This window comes from Streptomyces pratensis (genome assembly GCF_037137275.1).
GTDB classification, from domain to species: domain Bacteria; phylum Actinomycetota; class Actinomycetes; order Streptomycetales; family Streptomycetaceae; genus Streptomyces; species Streptomyces pratensis_B.
On record NZ_JBBBEN010000089.1, the window covers coordinates 168,963 to 188,266 of the forward strand.

Annotated in this window: 16 protein-coding genes; 11 read left to right on the forward strand and 5 right to left on the reverse strand. The window is 74.9% G+C overall.

Features of this window, described 5'->3' with window-relative positions; genetic code table 11:
- Positions 1-14: 14 nt before the first annotated feature.
- Together V9U70_RS15455 and V9U70_RS15460 are read right to left on the reverse strand one after the other, a co-directional pair.
- Positions 15-2,177, reverse strand: coding sequence for an ATP-binding protein (locus V9U70_RS15455; protein ID WP_336675687.1), 2,163 nt, complete (start codon positions 2,175-2,177; stop codon positions 15-17).
- Positions 2,174-2,629 (reverse strand): hypothetical protein, encoded by a 456-nt coding sequence (locus tag V9U70_RS15460; RefSeq protein ID WP_336675688.1) that lies wholly within the window; start codon positions 2,627-2,629, stop codon positions 2,174-2,176. The genes V9U70_RS15455 and V9U70_RS15460 overlap by 4 nt, the downstream gene beginning before the upstream one ends.
- 380 nt (positions 2,630-3,009) lie before the next feature.
- On the opposite strand from V9U70_RS15460, the gene V9U70_RS15465 reads away from it, so the two are divergent.
- The 7 genes from V9U70_RS15465 (at position 3,010) to V9U70_RS15495 (ending at position 11,646) form a co-directional block, all read left to right on the forward strand.
- Positions 3,010-3,963, forward strand: coding sequence for a DUF3048 domain-containing protein (locus V9U70_RS15465; protein ID WP_336675689.1), 954 nt, complete (start codon positions 3,010-3,012; stop codon positions 3,961-3,963).
- A 200-nt stretch (positions 3,964-4,163) separates the two neighbouring features.
- The gene (locus V9U70_RS15470) at positions 4,164-5,153 is read left to right on the forward strand and encodes an arsenic resistance protein (protein ID WP_336675691.1); all 990 of its coding nucleotides are present in this window, start codon (positions 4,164-4,166) and stop codon (positions 5,151-5,153) included.
- 325 nt (positions 5,154-5,478) lie between these two features.
- Positions 5,479-6,585, forward strand: coding sequence for a PucR family transcriptional regulator (locus V9U70_RS15475; RefSeq protein WP_336675693.1), 1,107 nt, complete (start codon positions 5,479-5,481; stop codon positions 6,583-6,585).
- 679 nt (positions 6,586-7,264) lie between these two features.
- A complete protein-coding gene (locus V9U70_RS15480) occupies positions 7,265-7,546 on the forward strand; it encodes a hypothetical protein (RefSeq protein WP_336675694.1) in 282 nt (93 codons plus the stop codon).
- Positions 7,547-7,946: 400 nt separating this feature from the next.
- On the forward strand, positions 7,947-9,479 hold the full coding sequence (locus tag V9U70_RS15485; protein ID WP_336675696.1) for an alanine/glycine:cation symporter family protein: 1,533 nt from the start codon (positions 7,947-7,949) through the stop codon (positions 9,477-9,479).
- Positions 9,480-10,026: 547 nt separating this feature from the next.
- Positions 10,027-10,329 (forward strand): hypothetical protein, encoded by a 303-nt coding sequence (locus V9U70_RS15490; RefSeq protein ID WP_336675698.1) that lies wholly within the window; start codon positions 10,027-10,029, stop codon positions 10,327-10,329.
- 219 nt (positions 10,330-10,548) lie between these two features.
- Positions 10,549-11,646: an NAD-dependent epimerase/dehydratase family protein gene (locus V9U70_RS15495; protein ID WP_336675700.1), complete on the forward strand. Its 1,098-nt coding sequence runs from the start codon at positions 10,549-10,551 to the stop codon at positions 11,644-11,646.
- Here V9U70_RS15495 and V9U70_RS15500 read toward each other — a convergent pair.
- Both V9U70_RS15500 and V9U70_RS15505 read right to left on the reverse strand, forming a co-directional pair.
- Positions 11,627-12,733, reverse strand: coding sequence for a sensor histidine kinase (locus V9U70_RS15500; protein ID WP_336675702.1), 1,107 nt, complete (start codon positions 12,731-12,733; stop codon positions 11,627-11,629). The genes V9U70_RS15495 and V9U70_RS15500 overlap by 20 nt on opposite strands.
- A 5-nt stretch (positions 12,734-12,738) precedes the next feature.
- A complete protein-coding gene (locus tag V9U70_RS15505; RefSeq protein WP_336675703.1) occupies positions 12,739-13,596 on the reverse strand; it encodes a response regulator transcription factor in 858 nt (285 codons plus the stop codon).
- A 124-nt stretch (positions 13,597-13,720) separates the two neighbouring features.
- Here V9U70_RS15505 and V9U70_RS15510 point away from each other — a divergent pair, with 124 nt between their 5' ends.
- Genes V9U70_RS15510 through V9U70_RS15520 form a run of 3 tightly spaced genes read left to right on the forward strand, consistent with a single transcriptional unit; the run spans position 13,721 to position 16,022 of the window.
- On the forward strand, positions 13,721-14,479 hold the full coding sequence (locus V9U70_RS15510; RefSeq protein WP_336675705.1) for a glycosyltransferase family 2 protein: 759 nt from the start codon (positions 13,721-13,723) through the stop codon (positions 14,477-14,479).
- Positions 14,476-15,132: a TIGR04282 family arsenosugar biosynthesis glycosyltransferase gene (locus V9U70_RS15515; RefSeq protein ID WP_336675707.1), complete on the forward strand. Its 657-nt coding sequence runs from the start codon at positions 14,476-14,478 to the stop codon at positions 15,130-15,132. Before V9U70_RS15510 ends, V9U70_RS15515 begins: the two co-directional genes overlap by 4 nt.
- The gene (locus V9U70_RS15520; protein WP_336675709.1) at positions 15,129-16,022 is read left to right on the forward strand and encodes a class I SAM-dependent methyltransferase; all 894 of its coding nucleotides are present in this window, start codon (positions 15,129-15,131) and stop codon (positions 16,020-16,022) included. Before V9U70_RS15515 ends, V9U70_RS15520 begins: the two co-directional genes overlap by 4 nt.
- 385 nt (positions 16,023-16,407) lie before the next feature.
- Here V9U70_RS15520 and V9U70_RS15525 read toward each other — a convergent pair whose 3' ends face one another.
- The gene (locus tag V9U70_RS15525) at positions 16,408-17,694 is read right to left on the reverse strand and encodes a molybdopterin-dependent oxidoreductase (RefSeq protein WP_336675711.1); all 1,287 of its coding nucleotides are present in this window, start codon (positions 17,692-17,694) and stop codon (positions 16,408-16,410) included.
- 152 nt (positions 17,695-17,846) lie between these two features.
- Here V9U70_RS15525 and V9U70_RS15530 point away from each other — a divergent pair, with 152 nt between their 5' ends.
- Positions 17,847-19,286: a hypothetical protein gene (locus V9U70_RS15530; RefSeq protein ID WP_336675713.1), complete on the forward strand. Its 1,440-nt coding sequence runs from the start codon at positions 17,847-17,849 to the stop codon at positions 19,284-19,286.
- Positions 19,287-19,304: the final 18 nt, after the last annotated feature.

A 19,304-nucleotide genomic window follows, 5' to 3' on the forward strand; every position in this document is an offset into this window, starting at 1 on the left:
GGCCGCTCAGCGTCTCAGCCCGTCGCCGGTCCCCTCCCCAGCCGGGCCCGGAGCTCCTCCGCCAGGGGGCTGCCGCCGGCGGCGTAGATCTCCAGGGCCCGCTCCAGATGGGCGCGCACCTGGTGGGGGTCGCCCTGGGCGCGTTCACGGATGTCGGCCAGCGCGACGTGTGCCTGTGCCTCGTAGTGGGTCGCCTTCTGAGCGCGCAGGACGTCGGCGGCTTCGCTGAGGGCCGAGACGGCCTCCTCGGTCTCGTGGAGGCGGTCGTGGGCGAGGCCGATGGCCACCCGGACCCGGGCCGCCATCCGCAGGTCCCGGCGCGCGCTGAGCTGTTCGTAGGCCCCGCGCAGGGTTTCCAGCGCCTCGGCGTGCTCCCCGGCCGCGTCCTGGGCGCAGCCGAGGAAGTAGGAGGCGATGGCGGCGCCCCGGACCTCGTGTGCGGCCGTGTTCAGGCGGAGCGCGGCGCGGTAGGCCTCCATGGCCCGGGCCGGATCGTGGTGGTCCCAGTAGCGTCCGGAGAACTCCTGTACGGAGGCGCGGAGCACGAGGTCGTCCGCCACGTCGGCGCAGGCCTCTGCGGTGTCCAGCTCGCGCCGGGCGGCGGCGTGCTCCCCGAGGTCCATCAGCGGGCGCGACAGCAGGCTGCGCAGCCTCGCCTCGGCGGCCGGCGCCATGGCCTCTGCGGCGGCGGCCGCACCCAGTTCGAGCGACTCACGCCAGTCACCGAGGTGCCGGTGGTGGAGGAACAGTACGGTCAGCGCCTCCGCGAGCTGCCACACCTCGGTGTGCAGCGCCTCCTCGCGCGCGGCGGCCCGCAGCACGGCGAGGATGTTGCGGTGTTCGGCCTCCAACCACGCCAGGGGTTCCGGGCCGCCCTCGGCCGCGAAGGGGTCGGAAACGGCGTCGAGCAGCTGCGTCAGGTCGGCGATCCGCAGCCGGTCCCGGCGAACGGCCCGGTCGGCCAGTGCGGTGAGGGCCAGGTAGTGCAGGGTCACCCGGCGTACCAGCGCGGCCCGTTCGTCCCTCGCCTCCTCCTGCGCCGCGCGTTCGCGCGCGTGCAGCCGTACGAGGTCGTGGAAGCGGAGACGCTCGTCCGCCGTCCGGTCGAGGAGGCAGGCCTGGTCCAGCGCGTCCAGCGCGTCGGCGGCGCGGTGCGGGGGCAGGTCCGCGGCCACCGCGGCGACGCCCACGTCGAAGGTGGCCCCGGGGTGCCAGCCCATCAGACGGTAGAGCCGGGCAGCCTCCGGAGGAAGCTCGCGGTAGGCGAGGTCGAAAGCGGCCGACACGGATCGTTCCCCTCCCAGGGACAGGCCGGCGAGACGCCGGGATTCTCCCGCCAGCTCCGTCGCGAGCGCCGCGAGGGTGAGGCGCCTCTGTGTGGCCAGCCGCGCCGCGACGACGTGGAGCGCCACCGGCAGTCCGCCGCAGAGCCGCACCACGTGTTCCGCCGAGGCCGGGTCCGCCTCGACCGTCCCGGTTCCGCACCGGTCGGCCAGCACCTCCAGGGCGCTGTCGTGGTCGAGCGGCTCCACCGGCATCATCCGTGCACCGTCCAGAGCGAGTTCTCCCAGCCGGGCGCCGCTGGCCACCAGCAGGACGCTGCCCCTCCCCTTGGGGACGAGGGCGGCGGCCTGGGCCGGGTGCGAGACGTTGTCCAGGAAGACCAGCATCCGCCTGCCCGCCGACCGGGTGCGCAACAGCCGGGTCCGGTCGGCCAGCGTGGCGGGGATGTAGGCCTCTTCGACCCCCAGGGACTTCAGGCAGCGCCGGGCCGCCTCTGAGACGTCGGCTCCCGCCGACCCGCCTCGCAGGGTCGCGAAGTCCACGTAGATCTGTCCGTCGGGGAACCGGCCCCGCCCCCGTTCCGCCCAGTGGGACACGAGCGCGGTCTTGCCTACGCCCGGCAGGCCGTACAGCGCGCAGAAGCCGACGCTCGCCCCTCCGGGGTCCCCGGCCGACCAGCCGTCGAGCAGGGCCAGCAACCGGTCCCGGTTGCGGAACCGCACGGTCAGCGGCGGAATCTCGTCGGGCGCGGACCGGTCTTCGGCCGGGGCCGCCGACCGGACGTGGAACGTGATGCCGCCGTGGACCGTGGCGGCCTGCACGCTCGGCCCGTGGACGACCCCGGACACCTCGTTGCGCGCGGACGCGGGCCCCGGGTCACCCTGGGCGGTCACGCCGTACCCGGCCGCTGCTCCGGCGCGGCCGTGCCGGAGCCGTTGAACGTCAGGCCGGAGAACGTCTGGCCCTGGAACACCGGACCGTGCTGGACGCCCCCGCTGATGGTGTTGGTGACCGACACGGACGGCGCGGCGGGCTGGAGCGGGGCCAGTTCGTCGAGGAGGGTCCTCAGCTCGTCGGCCGCCCGCGGATCGGCGCGCAGCGCCCGGCGGAGCCTGATCCGCCACTCCTCCTCGACGTCCGCGGCCGCGGCCTCGTCGGCGTCGGCGCGCGCGGCCGTCAGTTCGGCGCGGGACGCCTCCAGCTCCGCGTCCACCGCCGTGTGGTCCTCCCCTCGCGCCAGGAACCGGGACAGCCGCCCGCGCGCCTGCGTCCAGGCCTCCGTCGCCATCAGCCCCACGAAGGTAGCCGCCCCCGACGCGGCCAGTGCCGTCAACTCGGCTTCCACCGGACCCCCTCTGCTCACCCGTCACCGTACGGGCCTGTGGAAACCCGTCGCTGGTGCAACCGTAGAGAGCGAACAGCCCCTTCGGAAGCGGAACCGGGGGCGCGGCGGGGTGCAGTTCCGGCCATGTCGGCCGCGGGGGGCCGACGCCTTCGTGCGGGCGCGTCGCGGTTCCGTGCGCGCGGCGCCTCGGCGGGCCGCCGCTTCGGCCCGTAGCGTACGGCGTGCGCTCGTGCCGCGTCCGGTGGTCCGGGCCGCTCCCGTCCGGGGCGGTGCCCGCCGCCAACGTGGTCGCGCCGGGCGCGTGATGATGGATGAGTGGGCCGGCGACGCGGCGGCGATCCGCCCGCGCCGCCGGCCCGCGCCCCGGAAAGGCGGTCGCCATGTCAGCAGCCGGAGTGACCGGGCGCGCCGGAGCGCTGCTCGCCGCCTTGGCATTGGCCGCGCTCGCGGCCGGGTGCACGGGCGGGGAGGGCCCGCCCGTGCCCCGGGGCAGCTCCTCGTCCGGCGCGGGCGCCGGCGTGCTCGCCGTGAAGATCGACAATGTGGCGGCCGCCCGGCCGCACACCGGGCTCGAGCGGGCGGACGTCGTCTACGTCGAGCAGGTGGAGGCCGGGCTCAGCCGCATCCTCGCCGTGTACTCCTCGCGCCTTCCGCCGGTCGTCGGCCCGGTGCGCAGCGCGCGGGAGACCGATCTGGAGCTGCTGCGGCAGTTCGACCGCCCGGTGCTGGCGTTCTCGGGGGCCCAGAGCAGACTGCTGCCGGCCATCGACCGGGCGCCGCTGGACGCCGTGCCGCCCACCGAGGCGCCGCAGGCGTACTTCCGGGGGACGGACCGGGCCGCCCCGCACAATCTGTACCTGCGGCCGGACAGGCTCCCCCACGCCGCCTCCGGCGCCAGCGCCGCCGAGGCGTTGGGGCTGGTGTTCGGCGCGCCGCCCCCCGGTGGGGAGGCGACGAGCAGCCACACGGTCCGCTACCCGTCCGCGCGCGCCGCCTTCACCTGGTCCGCCGAGCGCGACCGGTGGCTGGTCTCCCTGGACGGCGCCCCCGCCCGTACGGCCGAGGGGGCGCGGATCGAGGCGGCCACGGTGGTCGTCCAGGAGGCGACCGTACGCCCTTCGGACTTCCACGACCGGTCCGGGAGCGTCAGCCCGTTCACCGAGACCGTGGGGGCGGGGGACGCGCTCGTCCTGCGCGACGGCCGGGCGCACGAGGCACGCTGGACGCGTCCAGCGGCCGACGCGCAGACCGTGTACAGAACCCCCGGCGGCGAACGCGTCTCCCTCGCCGCCGGACCGCTCTGGGTTCTGTACGCCCCCCGCGGGGGCGGCTGATCCACACCCGCCGCGCGGGGCGGCCCGGGGCGCCCGTGCGCGACACGGAGCGGGCCCGGTGCTCGGTTACCGCCCGATTCCCCAGGGGCGCGTCCCCGGCGCGGCCGAGGGGGTGGCAGGCTGTTCGCCCGGCGGGCCCCGCCCGGGGGCGGCTCCCCGGCAGCCGCCGTGCCACCGCCCCCGCGCAAGGAGTCCGTACGTTGCCGTCGTCATCCGGCCCGGTCGCAGCCATGGAACGCCACCAGGTCGCCGTCTACCTCGGGGCCCTGGCCTGCGGGGGTGCGGTCGGCCGGCTGGCCCCCGGCGCCGGGCCCGCCCTGGAGCACGCCATCAGCCCGGTCCTGGCCGCGCTGCTGTATGTGACGTTCCTCCAGGTGCCCGCCGCCGAGCTGGTCCGCTCGCTGCGGGCGGGCCGGTTCCTGGCCGCCGCGCTGGTGGTGAACTTCGCCGTGGCGCCCCTGGCGGTCGCCGCGATGTTCCCCTTCCTTCCGGACGACCGGGCCGTCCGTCTCGGCGTGCTGCTGGTGTTGCTGACCCCGTGCGTCGACTACGTGATCGTGTTCAGCGGGCTCGCCGGCGGCAGCCATCGGCGTCTGCTCGCCGCCACTCCCCTGCTGCTGCTCGCCCAGATGGTCCTGCTGCCCGGTTACCTGTTCCTCTTCATGGGACCGGGCCTGGCCGACGTGGTGGAGGCCGGGCCCTTCGTCGAGGCGTTCGTCGTGCTGATCGCGGTCCCGCTGGCGCTGGCGTGGCTCACCCAGGCGTGGGCCGCTCGCCGCCCGGCCGGTCGGAGGCTCGCGGGCGCGTCGGGCGCGTCGGGCGCCACGATGGTGCCGCTGATGGCCGCCACCCTGTTCACCGTGGTCGCCTCCCAGGTGCCCGGGATCGACGCCGCAGGCAGCGTGGGGGGCGTGGCCCGCGTCGTCCCGTTCTATGTGCTCTTCCTCGTCGTGATGGCGTTCGCGGGGCTCGGCGTCGCCCGCGCCTTCGGCCTCGACGCGCCCTCCGGGAGGGCGATCGTGTTCACCGGCGCGACCCGCAACTCTCTGGTCGTCCTCCCCCTCGCCCTGGCGCTGCCCGACGCGCTGGCCGTCGCCGCGGTGGTCGTGGTCGCCCAGACCCTGGTCGAAGTGGTCGGCATGGTCGTCTACGTACGGGCCGTGCCGCGGTTGCTCCCGCTTCACCCCTGACCCGCTCCGGCGGACCGCCAGCAGGCCGTGCGCGGGCTCGCGCCCCCCGTGTCCCGAAACGGGCGCTGTCGCTAGAGTGTCCGCAACGCGCTGCGTCCTGCGCTGGTGTGCCGGGAAGTCTGGTCGGCGGCGAAGGGGACAGATGTCTCCTTCCGCCTCCTTCTCACCGTGAAGGCCTCACCGTGCCGCTGACGACCGCCCCGAAGACGCGAAGGCGTTCGCGTCCGGGCTTGTCCGAGCCCCGTCCGTGCTCTTCCCTCTCACCGCGACGTCCCGCCGGGGCGCGCTCCCGTCCCGCCGGGTCCGTCGACGGACCGGCCGGCTGATGGCGCGCCCACCGACGGGTCCGGGCGGGCCCGGCGCCCACGAGGGGTCCGTGGAGCCGGGTGAGCAGGGCCGGGCCCACGGCGGCTACGCGGCGCTGCTGGACGACGCCGCCGCCACGGGCCGGCGGCCCTGCCGGGCGGAGCTGGAGGAGCTGCGCACGCTCGGGGAACAGGCAGCGGTCGAGGGGACCACTCTGCGCACCCTGGTGGTCAGCCATCTGGCCGTGGCCCGCGGGGTGCGGCCGTCGGGGGCCGGGGCCGCGGACGACGTGCTGCGCACGATGGGTCTGGCCGTCGACGCCCTCTGCGAGGGGTACGAACGGGCCCAGCAGGTCGCCGTGCGGCAGCAGGAGGCGGCACGCCGGGAGTTCATCGACGATCTCCTGTACGGGCGGAGCGCGTTGGGCAGGCTGGCGGAGCGTGCCGAGCAGTTCGGGCTGCGGCTCTCGCACGCCCATGCCGTCGCGGTCGCCGAGGGACCCGCCCCGTACGCCGAGGGCGACGCGGTGCCCCGTTCCGTGGAGCGCGCGGTGAACGGGCGGTTCGGCGAGCGCAGCATCCTTCTGACCACCAAGGACGGCCGGATGGTCTGTGTCGTGCCCGGGGACCAGCGTGATGTCCTGACCTACTTCGCGAAGCAGGCGCATGCCGCGACCGATGCCGGGCGGACCGCGATCGGCCGCGCCCACCCCGGGCCGGGGGGCGTCGTCCACTCCTACGAGGAGGCCCTCGGCTCGCTGGACCTCGCGCACCGGCTCGGTCTTGAGGACCCGGTGCTCCACGCCGGGGACCTGCTCGTCTACCCGGTGCTGACCCGGGACCGTCAGGCGATGGCCGAACTCGTCCGGACGACTCTGGGGCCGCTCCTCAAGGCGCGCGGCGGGCCGCAGACCTATCTCGACACCCTGACCGCCTATTTCGACAACGGATGCGTCACCACGCAGACCGCCCGGCAGCTCGCCCTGAGCGTCCGGGCGCTCACCTACCGGCTGGAGCGCATCCACCAACTCACCGGCGCGGACCCCACCGACCCGCAGCACCGCTACACACTCCAGACCGCCGTCATCGGAGCCCGGCTCCTCAACTGGCCCGAGCGGAAGACCTAGAGAGCCCGGCAGGCTCCCGGGCCCGCCGAGCGCACGGCCCGTTGCCCACGTCGAGGCGGAAAGGAGCCCCGTGCCATCGTTCTACCGGAGCGCGAAGGGCTGGCAGGAGGTCCGCAGTTGGCGCCTGGGGCGGATCGCGGAGCTGGGTGCCGAGCCCGGCCGCCGGGAAGCGACGACGGCGGCCGGGCCCACGAGCGTCGTCGCCGTGGGGCCGCCGACGCCGAAGGGCGCGGCGACCGTCGTGCTGCTGCCGGGCACCAACACGGACGCCGCGCTGTGCCTCCCGGCCGCCGGGGGACGGGCCGACGGGCGGCTCCTGCTCATCGCGGCCCTCCCGGGCCGGCCGGGGCTGAGGGGGGCCGGCGTCCCCGTCGTGGGGGGACGGCCTGGTACGGAAGGCGGCTGGACGAGCTCCTGGAACGGGAGGCGACAGGCCCCGTCGTCGTGGTGGGACACTCCCTGGACGGCGCGACCGCGCTCGCCGCCGTGTCCCCGCACATCGTCGGCCGGGCCCTGCCGCCGAGCGCGGGCATCGCCCGGCTGCGGATACCGGCCGCGCTCCTGGCGGCCACCGCGCCCTGGCTGCTGCGCCCCTCGGTGCCGCGGACGGCCGCTCTGCTGCGCCGCATGGCCGCTCCGGGGCCGCGTTGCCCGGTGCGTTGCCCGGTGCGTTGCCCTGGTGGATGGACCTGGTGGATGGACCTGGTGGCGCAGCAGCCTCGCCCCACCGCCCCTGCCGGCGGACCGGTTCGGCGGACAGCGGCAGCGGCCGTGCGTCGTCAGCGGCGACAGTTTCGATCCCTTCCTTCCGCCGCCGGCGCCGGGGCCGGCCGTCCGCCGACGCCTCGGCGCGGAGCTGCGCGTGGTCGAGGACGCCGGGCATCTCCTGCTGGACGAGGCGTCCGCCGAGGCGGCCTGCGCGGTGAAGGAGTTGTGCAGGTATCGGGAAACCGGCAGCTGATCGGCACGGGGGCCGCGCGGCGGTCAAGAGCCCGTAGACGATAGATGTCCGATAAACGTATCTCCTGTTCCGCATAACGATGCGGTCACTCGCCCGCTCTGCCGCCAGAAGACCCCGCTCGATGTGACCCAGGTCACCTAAACCTTGGTAAGGGTCGTGGTAAAAATGCCCAACTTCGCAGGCGGCACGAGGGCCCGGACGAAGGTCCGGTACCAGCCGGACAGCAAGACCAAGGCCACCAGCGTGCGCATCCGCGTATGACACGCCGGGCAGCCGACCGGACAACGACGTGCATCCCCACCCCCCACCGGACAACGACGTTCGCTCATTCCCCCGACCCACGCCGACCGGACCGGGACCCGTCCCTTCTCGCCGGTCGAGCGCCATTGAGGTAGCCAACGTGACACTCGACTCCCTGACCGAATCCGTCGACGAAGCCGTCAGCGGCTTCTTCGATCCCATCGCCACCTGGCTGATGGACGTCGTCTTCTACGCCGTTCCCGTGGGTGGGACCGATCTACCGCTCATCGTCGCCTGGCTGGTGGTGGCAGGGCTCGTCTTCACCTGCTGGTTCGGCTTCGTCCAGATCCGCAAGTTCCGTCTCGCGGTGGACGTGGTGCGCGGCAAGTACGACGACAAGAACTCGGCGGGCGAGGTCAACCACTTCCAGGCCCTGACCGCCGCCGTCTCGGGCACCGTCGGGCTCGGCAACATCGCCGGCGTGGCCGTCGCCGTCTCCATCGGCGGCGCCGGAGCCACCTTCTGGATGATCCTCTGCGGCATCCTCGGCATGGCCACCAAGTTCGTCGAGGTCACCCTCGGCGTGAAGTACCGCGAGGTCCACGCCGACGGGACCGTCTCCGGCGGACCGATGCACTACCTGCCCAAGGGCCTGGCCGAACGTTTCGGCAAGCGGGGCAAGACCTTCGGGAAGGGCCTCGCCGTCCTCGCCTCGATAATGATCCTGTTCTTCGGGCTCTTCGGCGGCAACCTCTTCCAGGTCAACCAGTCCTACGCCCAGCTCGTCTCCGTCACCGGCGGTGACGACGGGGTGATGGGCTCCTCCGCAGGCGCCCTGTTCTTCGGCATCCTCGTCGCCGCTCTCGTCGGCATCGTCCTGCTCGGCGGCATCCGCTCCATCGCCTCGGTCACCAGCCGGCTGATTCCCGCGATGGCCGCCCTCTACATCACCGCGTGCCTGATCGTCATCCTGGTCAACATCACCGCCGTGCCCTCCGCGATCGTCACCATCATCGACGGAGCCTTCGACCCCGAGGGCGTCGCGGGCGGTGTGCTCGGCGCACTGATCATCGGGTTCAAGCGCGCCGCGTTCTCCAACGAGGCCGGCATCGGCTCCGCGCCGATCGCCCACTCCGCGGTCAAGACGAAGCACCCGGCCAGCGAGGGCCTGGTCGCCCTGCTCGAACCGTTCATCGACACCGTCGTCGTCTGCACCATGACCGCGCTGACCATCGTCATCGCCAACCCCGCCAGCTGGAGCGAGGCCCGCAACGACGACTCCATCGGCGGTGTCACGATCACCTCGGACGCCTTCGCCACCGCGATGCCGTGGTTCCCGTACGTCCTCACGGTCGCCGTGGTCCTCTTCGCCTTCTCCACCATCCTGACCTGGGGGTACTACGGCCTGAAGTCCTGGACGTACCTGTTCGGCCGCAGCCGCGCCAGCGAGATGACCTACAAGATCCTCTACACCCTGTTCGCCGTGTCGGGGTCCCTGCTCACCCTCCAGACCCTCATCGACATGGCCGACGCGGTGCTCTTCAGCCTCGCCGTCATCAACATCGTCGGCCTCTACCTCCTGGCCCCCATCGTCAAGCGCGAGCTCGACTCCTTCCTCGCCTACGTCCGCGACCGGAAGGCCGGCCCGTCGGGCCCCGACGAGGACGAGGTGCCGGCCAAGGCGGGCGTCTGACCCCTTCGCCTCCCTCCTTCGCACCGTGCAGGGCCCGCCTCCCGAGGCGGGCCCTGACCCGTCTCCGGGCGCAAGGCGCGCCCGACCGCCTCCCTGACGCCGGGCGGGGCCGTGCGGCGCAAGCCCGTTGCCGTCCGGTACAGCACGGCTCTCGCGGGCGAACAGCGCGGCTCTCCCGGCAGACGACACAGCTCCCCCGGCGGACCGCCGCGGCACGACGCCGACGGCCCTGAGAGCCTCCTGGCCGGGACGGCCCGCCGGTTCGGTGGCTCCAGCCGCTGGACGTCCCCCGGACACCGGAGCCGGAAGCGGTGGGCGTGTCGCGGCAGCTCCCGTCCGTGAGCGCGAGGACTCCGTCCGGAACACGCTCCGCCGTCCGCCCCGTACTCAGGGGCCTCCGGCGGCCCCGGCTCGTCACCCGTCGACGCCGTGCCGCCCCCCAGGCGTGCCGACGACGGCGGCGTTAGGCTCGTGCATGAGGCGCGAGACGGCCGCCCTCGGTGATTCCGCAGGTCAGCGGTTTACCGGACGGAGAGGAGAGACGCGCGTGTCTGTCACGACACACCACCACGCACACCCCCAGCATGCCCATCAGCACGCCCCGGGGTGCGGGCATGTCGCGGTGCCCCACGACGGCCACGTCGACTACGCCCACGACGGTCATCTGCACCGCACCCACGGCGATCACGTGGACGAGTGCGTGAACCCCCGGCACGCGCCCCACGAGGGCCACGAGCACCGGCACGGTGAGACCTGCGGGCATGTGGCCGTGCCCCATGACGATCACGTCGACTACGTCCACGACGGTCACCGGCACGCCGAACACGACGGCCACTGGGACGACCACTGACCCGTGGGCGCCGGGCAAGCGGACCGCGCCGCCCCGGTCCTGTTGCGAAGGCGTCGACCGCCCGGCCCACGACAGAAGCCCAGGGGGCCGGGCGGGCGCTGCGCCGACCGCGCCGGGGAGCCGGTTTGCGCGTGAGCCCGTGACGGCGGGTCTTACAGACCAGTGACGTGCGCGCGCCGCGGCCCGCCCGGCGGCCCTCCCGGTCCTAACGTGGCGGCCATGCGCGTACTGGTCACCGGCGGAGCCGGGTTCATCGGGTCACATGTCGTCGCCGCACTCACCGCGGCCGGGCACGAAAGCGTCGTGCTCGACGCCCTGCTGCCGACCGCCCACCCCGCGGCGGCACTCGCCCCGGTCCTCGGCGACCGGGTGGTCGTCGGGGACCTCCGGGACCGGGAGACGGTGGCGGACGCACTGGCCGGCGTCGACGCGGTGTGCCACCAGGCGGCCATGGTGGGCCTCGGTAAGGACTTCGCGGACGCGCCCCTGTACGTGGGCTGCAACGACCTGGGCACGTCGGTGCTGCTGGCGGAGATGGCCGCGGCCGGGGTGCGGGACCTGGTGCTGGCCGGTTCGATGGTGGTCTACGGGGAGGGCCGCTACGACTGTCCGCGGCACGGGTCGGTCCGCCCTGGTCCGCGTGCGGAGGCCGCTCTGCGGGCGGGGAGCTTCGAGCCGCGCTGTCCCGACTGCGGCGCGGAGCTGACGCCCGGCCTGGTGGCAGAGGAGGCGCCCGCCGACCCGCGCAACGTGTACGCGGCGACCAAACTGGCGCAGGAGCACCTGGCCGGCGCGTGGGCGCGGGCCACGGCCGGCCGGGCGGTGTCCCTGCGCTACCACAACGTGTACGGGCCGGGGATGCCGCGCGACACGCCGTACGCCGGGGTCGCCTCGTTCTTCCGCTCCGCGCTGGCCCGCGGCGAGGCCCCCCGCGTCTACGAGGACGGACGCCAGCGCCGCGACTTCGTCCACGTCCACGATGTCGCGGCGGCCAACGTCGTGGCCCTGGATGCGGTACGGGAGCGCCGGCCCGCTTCCTTCGCCGCGTACAACACGGGCAGCGGCGAGCCGCACACCATCGGGGAGATGGCCGCCGTGCTGGCCGGCGCGCACGGCGGTCCAAAGCCGGTGGTGACCGGGGAGTACCGGCTGGGGGACGTGCGCCATGTCACGGCGGACTCGCGGCGGCTGCGCGAGGAGCTGGGCTGGCGCCCCCGGGTGGCCTTCGCCGAGGGGATGCGGGACTTCGCGGCGGCCCGGCTGCGGAGTCCCGGGGCCGCCCTGGAGGCGGACGCCGTCACGCCGGCGGGAGCGTGACGGAGAAGCAGCAGCCGCCGCGCACGTTGCGGACCTCGGCGCGGCCGGCGTGGGCCTCCACGATGCCGCGCACGATTGCCAGCCCGAGGCCCGCCCCCGCCGGCGGCGTACGGGCGTGACTGCCGCGCCAGCCGGTGTCGAAGACCCGGGGCAGGTCCTCCTCCGGGATTCCGCCGCAGCCGTCGGTCACCGAGAGCACGACGCCCTCGTCCGAGCGGTGCGCGGAGACCGCGACGGTGCCGTCGGCCGGGGTGCGGCGGATGGCGTTGATCAGGAGGTTGCCCAGCACCCGGCTCATCTCCTTCCCGTCGACCGCCACCGGCGCCTCCTCGATCCGGTCGCCGACCAGCCGCACACCGCGTTCCCGGGCGAGCGGGTCCGCACCGGCCAGCGCGTCGCCGACCAGGTCGTGCACGGAGATCCGGGCCGTGTCCAGGGTGAGCGAGCCGGCGTGGATACGGGAGAGCTCGAAGAGGTCGCCGACCATGTCGTTCATCCGCTCCACCTCGGTGCGTATCTGCCGCAGGTAGCGCCCGGGGTCGGCGGCCATGCCGTCCTCCAGGGCCTCCGCCATCGCCCGCAGCCCCGCCAGCGGGGTGCGCAGATCGTGGGAGATCCAGGCGACCAGCTCGCGCCGCGAGGTCTCCAGGGCCCTTTCGCGCTCCCGCGAACTGTCCAGTTTGGCGCTGGTGGCGGCCAGTTCCCGGGCGAGCGCGGCCAGCTCTGCGGTGGGCTGCGCGGTGGGCGCGGCGAAGGTGCCGCCGTCGCCGAACGACCGGGCGGCCAGCGTCAGTTCCCGGCTGCGGGCCGCCACCCAGCGGCCCAGCAGTACGGCGGTGGCCAGGGAGACCACGGCGGCCATGGCGACGACGGTGGTGACCACGTACAGGTCGTGCGAGGAGAGGAACATCGCCCAGGCGACCGTCAGGGTCCCGGCCAGCATGGCGGTGACGGCCACCCCGGCGACGACGCTCAGCGAGACGACCAGCGAGCGGTGCCGCAGCAGGCGCAGGAGGAGCGCGCCGAGCAGCCCGGCGGCGGCCGCTCCCAGGAAGGCGAAGAGGGCTATGAGGAGGATGTCGGTCATGGCGGTCAGCCCCCCGTCGGCGGGCCGGGGACGACGGCCCGGCCGGTCTCCGTGCGGGCCGGGTCCTCGCCGAGGCCCCGGCGCCCGTCGTCCCGAGCCTCCGCGCCGTCCTCCCCGCCCGTGTCCCCGGCGGTCAGGTCCAGGCGGTACCCCACGCCCCACACGGTCCGGATCAACCGCGGGCGCGCCGGGTCCCGTTCGACCTTGCCGCGCAGTCTGCGGATGTGGACGGTGACCGTCGACAGGTCCCCGAAGTCCCAGCCCCAGACCTCCCGCATCAGCTCCTCCCTCCCGAACGCCCGTCCGGGGTGCCGGAGCAGGAAGGCGAGCAGGTCGAACTCCCTGAGCGTCAGAGCCAGCTGGACCCCGTCGTGCAGGGCCCGCCGGGCCATCGGGTCCAGAGTCAGCCCGCCCCCCGACAGCGGCACGGCCTCCTCCGCCGGCGCGGCGGCACGTGCGCGGCGGAGCACGGAGTCGACCCGCAGCACCAGTTCGCGCGGGCTGAACGGCTTGGTCACGTAGTCGTCGGCGCCCGTCTCCAGACCGAGGATGCGGTCCTCCTCGTCGCCGCGGGCGGTGAGCATGATGACCGGGACCGGCCTGTGCGCTCGCATCCGGCGGCAGACCTCGAACCCGTCCATGACGGGCAGCATCAGGTCCAGGACGACGAGGTCGGGCCGGGCGGCCGCGAAGCGCTCCAGCGCGGCGGGTCCGTCGTCGGCCTGCTCGACGGCGTATCCGGCGCGGTCCAGATAGCCGACGACGACCTCGGCGACGGTCGGATCGTCGTCCACGACGAGGACCCGCCCGCGTGAGTCCTGCCGGACGGGCGCGCGGAGCGGGGCGGGCGGGGTGTTCTCCATGGCGCCCACTGTGGCACTCGCCCCCGGCGCGCCGGAGGCGCGGACGCCTCCATCCGGCCGACGTCCATGTTTCGTAAGAACCGGGTGCCCCAAATGCCGGACTTGTCTCCGTAGGGTGAGGCGGGTGACTGATTCCTTCGCCACTCCCCCGTATGCCACCGCCCCGCCCACCGTCCTCCCGAAGGCCGATATCGTCCTGCCCTGCCTGGACGAGGCGGCCGCACTGCCCCGGGTGCTCGACCGCGTCCCCGAGGGCTGGCGCGCGATCGTCGTCGACAACGGTTCCAGCGACGGTTCGGCCGAGCTGGCCCGTTCCCTCGGTGCGACAGTGGTCACGGAGGAACGGCGCGGGTTCGGCGCCGCCTGCCACGCCGGACTACTCGCCGCCGAGGCGGAGTTCGTCTGCTTCTGCGACTGCGACGGTTCGCTGGACCCCGCTCTGCTGACCGGGTTCGTGCGTCGGATCGCCGAAGGCGAGTGCGACCTGCTGCTGGGCCGGCGCCGCCCGGAGGGCCGGGGCGCCTGGCCGCCGCACGCGCGCGCAGGCAACCTGGCGCTCGCCCGGATGCTGCGCCGCCGCACCGGTCTGCGGCTGCACGACCTCGGGCCGCTGCGGGCGGCCCGCCGCGCCGGCCTGCTGGCCCTGGACCTCACCGACCGGCGCAGCGGCTACCCGCTCCAGATGGTGGTCCGGGCCTCGGACGCAGGTTGGCGGGTCGCCGAGACGGACGTCCCCTACCGGCCGCGCACGGGCAAGTCGAAGGTGACCGGGACCTGGCGCGGTACCTGGCACGCGGTACGCGACATGCGGGGCGTCCTGCGGGAGCCACCGGCCGGGGGGACCCGGCCGACGGCGGCGGCCACCACGGAGGCCGCCCGATGAGCGCGCACGGCCCCTGGGGGCCCACGGAGTTGCTGGTCATCGCGAAGGAGCCGGCGCCAGGCCGGGTCAAGACACGGCTCTGCCCGCCGTTCTCCCCCGAAGAAGCCGCCGAGCTCGCGGCCGCCGCTCTCACCGACACCTTGGAGACGGCCCTCACCCTCCCGGCCCGGCGACGCGTCCTGGTCCTGGACGGGCGGCCGGGCCCCTGGGCACCGCCGGGCTTCGAGGTGGTGCCGCAGAGCGCGGGCGGCCTGGACGAACGGCTCGCGGCGGCCTTCGCCGGGTGCACCGGGCCCGCCCTCCTGGTCGGCATGGACACTCCGCAGATCACCGGCCCGCTCCTGGCCCCCGCGCTCGCCCCCGACGCCTGGGACGGCTGCGGGGCCTGGTTCGGGCCGGCGGAGGACGGCGGTTTCTGGGCCCTGGGCCTCGCCGAACCCGACCCCGCCCTGCTGCGCGGGGTGCCGATGTCCGTACCGCGGACCGGGGCGGTGCAGCGGAGCAGACTCGAACAAGCGGGGCTCACCGTCCGCGACCTCCCGGCCCTGGTCGACGTGGACACCGCGGCCGACGCCCACCGGGTCGCGGCCACCGCGCCCGACGGCCGGTTCGCCGCGGCGCTCGCCCGGCTGGCCGGGGCGGGGGTGCGATGAGCACGACGCTGCCCCCCTCGCCGATCGACGCCGAGGCCCCCGCCGGGGCCCCGGACCCCCACGCCGCGGCCCCCGACCGTGCGGGCCGCCCCGACAGGACCACCGGGCCCGGCTCGGCCCGCACCGCCCCCTGGGGAGCCGACCCGTACGCCCGGGCGCTGCGCGCCGGCCGCGGACCGCTCTTCCTCCGCCGCAACGACGGCTGGCTGCTGCCGCTGGACGTGGAGCGCTGGTGTTCCCGGGCGGACGCCGCCGACCTGTCCGCCCTCCACCGGTGCGAGGGGCCCGTGCTGGACGTCGGCTGCGGGCCGGGGCGGCTGGTCGCCGAGCTGGCCTCGCTGGGGCACCGGGCCCTGGGCATCGACGTCAGCGAGGCCGCCGTGGCCCGTACCCGCCGACTGGGCGCCGCCGCTCTCCTGCGCAGCGTCTTCGACCCGCTGCCCGACGAGGGCCGGTGGGGCACCCTGCTCCTCGTCGACGGCAACATCGGCATCGGCGGCGACCCGGCCGCCCTGCTGGACCGGGCGGCCGGCCTGCTGGCCGCCGACGGGCTCCTGATCGCGGAGACCGCTCCCCTCGACGTCGACGAGCGCGTCCGGGTGCGGCTCGACGACGGCCGGGGCGCCCCGGCCGGGACGCTCGCCCCCGCGTGCGCCCAAGAAGCGGCGGCCGAGCCGTTCCCCTGGGCGCGGATCGGAGCGCCGGCGCTGCTGCGGTACGCCCGCGCGCGCGGTTGGCGTACGGCCGCTCAGTGGAGCGCGGAGGGGCGGACCTTCGTCTCGCTGCGCCGGCCCCGCCGCCCCGTACGGGAGCGAAGGGCACGGATCAGCAGCCACAGCGCGGAGAGCGCGAACAGCGAGGCGGTGAGCAGCAGCCAGTTGCCGAGGTAGACGTCCGGGGAGGTGCCGGAGGCGGCCTCGTACCGCCGTTCGGTCCGCCGGGAGATCAGCGGGAACCAGACCAGCAGGAGCAGCCCGGAGAGGAGCGCCGGCACCCGGACGAAGTTGACCAGGGCCGTCCGGGGGCCGAGCACCGCGCGCAACGCCCGGTCCGCCCCCGCGTACGCGGGCAGCAGCACCAGGTCGTGCAGGACGGCGGACCCGGCGAACCAGAGCAGCACGCCGGCCGTGTCCCCGTCCAGCAGCCGTACGCCCGCGTAGCCGGCCAGGCAGAACGTCACGGCGAGCAGCAGCAGATGGAACGGCCCCGCCCCGTACAGGCGGCGCGGGAAGCAGCGGGGCCCGCGGGGCGTCGGCGGCAGAGCTCGGGTGGACATCACGGCTCTCCGAACGTCAGCGTCTCGACCCATTTGGTGTTCAGCACCCCGGGCGCGGCGGGCACGATGATCCGGGCCGGACAGCCGTGGTCGAGCGACAGCGGCGCGCCGTTGACCTCCAGCGCGAGCAGCGAGCGAGCGTCGCGGACCTGGTTGTCGCGCAGGGCGGCCTTGCGGAAGGAGCCGCTGCGCTGGAGCGATTCCACCAACACGCCGGGCGGCCTGTCCGGGTGCCCGGCGAGCGCCGCCAGGTCCGCCAGCCGCACCCCGCGCCAGAGCTGGTCCGATGTCGACCAGCCCTCGACACAGGCGATGGGGAGCCTCGCGCTGTGCTGCTCCATCGCCAGCAGCTCGGCCAGGGACAGCCGGAACTCCCCGGCCCGCCCGCGCACGGTCAGCCGCCAGCGCTCGCCGGTGTCGGCGGGTCCGATCCGGACGGCGGCGGCGGTCTTGTTGACCGGGAAGGCGTTCGGGCCGGGCCCCGGGTCCGTCCCGCCGCGCGGGGTGAGAAGCGCGATCCGGCGCAGCGGTCCGTCGAAGCTGCGTCCGGCCGAGGTGACGAGCAGGAGCAGGGAGCCGGCTCCCACTACAGCCAGCGCGCCGCGACGGGAGAGCGTGGCGGGCAGCGGGGCGGGGGCGGCGAGGGCGTCCGGTTCGCCGCGCGGGATGCCGCGCCGCAGCACGCGCACGGCCTGCGGCGCCTTGAGGGCGACGTGGGCGACGAAACCGGCGAGGAACACCCAGGCCCCGTAGAAGTGCAGGGCGTAGAAGGACCCGGGAAAGACGTAGTCCAACTGGATGTTGAGCAGCCCGGTGAGGAACGTGAACAGCGCCCCGCCCACGAGCAGCAGCAGCGAGACCCGCTCCAGGGCGTGGGCCGCCGACCGGGCGGGCGGCAGGGCGAAGAGCCGCGGGACCACCGACCAGAGCTTGGCCAGCAGGACGGGCACGAGGACGATGCCGACGGTGACGTGCAGGCCCTGCGTCAGCCGGTAGAGCCAGTGCGGACCGGTCGGCCAGGCGAACAGGTAGAAGCCGAGCCGGCCCTTGCCGGGGGTCTTGTCGTTGACCGGGTGCAGGTCAGGGTTGTAGGCGGCGTACGAGAGCAGGCCGGTGACGGACAGCAGGGTGAGCCCGACGAGCAGGATGACGCCGAGCACGGCGGTGAAGCGCGCCCCGCGCACGGGGCTGCGCCAGAACGCCGGGTCGGCGGGCGTGCGAAGGGCGCGGAGGGAAGGGGGCGGGAGAGCGGGGAGACGGACGCGGATGCGGCGGCGTTCGGACATGGAGCCGACGCTAAGCCGCGGGCGCCGTCACCGGGCTGCTGCGACTCCTGACGAAATCCTGACGTCGTGGCCGGCCGGAGGGAATCTGACGGTTCGATGACGCGCCCCCGTCGTACCGCCCGATTCCGTCCCGGGTTGCATAGCGTGCCAGCGTGAAGACCGAGGACGCCGCACCCACGGACACCGCCGACGGCACCGGGCGCCGCCCGCCCGCGCCGCCGGAGCCCACCGACGCCCCTGCCCGGCGCGAAAGACGACGGGACCTGGCCGCCGCCGCCGCGGGCGTTCTGCTCGTCGCTGCCGCCGTGGCCGTGGGCCACGTCATCCAGAACAGGGACGGGAGCCTGCGCGCCCAGTGGCCTCCGCTGCTGGCCTCCTGGGACCCGCATCTGGGTCCCGGCACCCCGGCCGCCCTGACCATGGCGGTCCTGGTGGTCGCGTACGGTCCTCCGCTCGCCGCCCGGCTGCCCTGGCGCGGTCTGCTGGCGGCGGCCTGGGCCGGGTCCATGGCCTGGGTCTTCTCGATGGCGCTGATCGACGGCTGGCACCGCGGCGTCGCGAAACGGCTCACCACCAAGCACGAGTACCTGCGGGTCATCGACCGCTTCGAGGACATCCCCGCCACGTTGCGCGACTTCACGAACCACATCCTGATCGGCGAGCCCGGCAACTGGCCCGCCCATGTGGCCGGGCACCCGCCGGGCGCGACGCTGACCTTCGTCTGGCTGGACCGCGTGGGGCTCGGCGGCGGCGCCTGGGCGGCTGTCTGGTGCGTCGTTGTCGGCAGCTCCGCGGCGCTGGCCGTCCTGATCGCCGTGCGCGTCCTGGCCGACGAACGGCTCGCCCGGCGGGCGGCCCCCTTCCTCGTCCTCGCCCCTGCGGCCGTCTGGGCCGGCGTCTCCGCCGACGGCTATTTCACGGCCGTCGCCGCCTGGTCGGTGGCGCTGCTGGCGCTGGCCGCCACCCGTCGCGTCCGATTCCCGGCCGCTGCGGCCGCCGGCGGGGGTCTGCTGTTCGGGTGGACCTGCTACCTCAGTTACGGGCTGGGGCTGATGGCCGCCGTGCTGCTCGCCGTGCTGGTGCTCGCCAGAACCGCCCGCCCGGTGCCGCTGTTCCTGCTCGGGGCACTGACGGTCCCGGTCGCCTTCACCCTGGCCGGGTTCAACTGGTGGACGGCGTACCACCTGTTGGTCGAGCGCTACTACCAGGGGGCGGGCGGCGTCCGCCCGTACGGGTACTGGGTCTGGGCCAACCTGGCCTGCGCGACCCTCGCCGCCGGGCTCGCCGCCGTCGCCGGACTGCGCCGCGGCGCGGCGGCCGCTCCCGGGGCCCTGCGGTCGCTGCGGCGCGACCCCGCGGCCGCCGTCCCGAGCGGGCGGCTGGCGCTGCTGGTGCTGGCGGCCCTGACGGCGCTTCTCGCCGCCGACCTGTCCGGCATGAGCAAGGCGGAGACCGAGCGCATCTGGCAGCCGTTCCTCCTGTGGCTGGTGCCCGCCGCGGCGCTGCTCCCCGGACGGGGCGTTCGGTGCTGGCTGGTCGCGTCCGCCGTCCCGGCGGTGCTGATCAACCACTTCCTGTGGACGGGGTGGTGAGCGGGGTTCGCGCGTGGT

Excerpts from the sequence above, each read along its gene's own strand:
- V9U70_RS15465 (WP_336675689.1), top strand. The coding sequence starts at position 3,010 with ATGTCAGCAGCCGGAGTGACCGGGCGCGCCGGAGCGCTGCTCGCCGCC.
- V9U70_RS15475 (WP_336675693.1), top strand. The coding sequence starts at position 5,479 with ATGGCGCGCCCACCGACGGGTCCGGGCGGGCCCGGCGCCCACGAGGGG.
- V9U70_RS15495 (WP_336675700.1), top strand. The coding sequence starts at position 10,549 with ATGCGCGTACTGGTCACCGGCGGAGCCGGGTTCATCGGGTCACATGTC.
- V9U70_RS15500 (WP_336675702.1), bottom strand. The coding sequence starts at position 12,733 with ATGACCGACATCCTCCTCATAGCCCTCTTCGCCTTCCTGGGAGCGGCC.
- V9U70_RS15505 (WP_336675703.1), bottom strand. The coding sequence starts at position 13,596 with ATGGAGAACACCCCGCCCGCCCCGCTCCGCGCGCCCGTCCGGCAGGAC.
- V9U70_RS15515 (WP_336675707.1), top strand. The coding sequence starts at position 14,476 with ATGAGCGCGCACGGCCCCTGGGGGCCCACGGAGTTGCTGGTCATCGCG.
- V9U70_RS15520 (WP_336675709.1), top strand. The coding sequence starts at position 15,129 with ATGAGCACGACGCTGCCCCCCTCGCCGATCGACGCCGAGGCCCCCGCC.
- V9U70_RS15525 (WP_336675711.1), bottom strand. The coding sequence starts at position 17,694 with ATGTCCGAACGCCGCCGCATCCGCGTCCGTCTCCCCGCTCTCCCGCCC.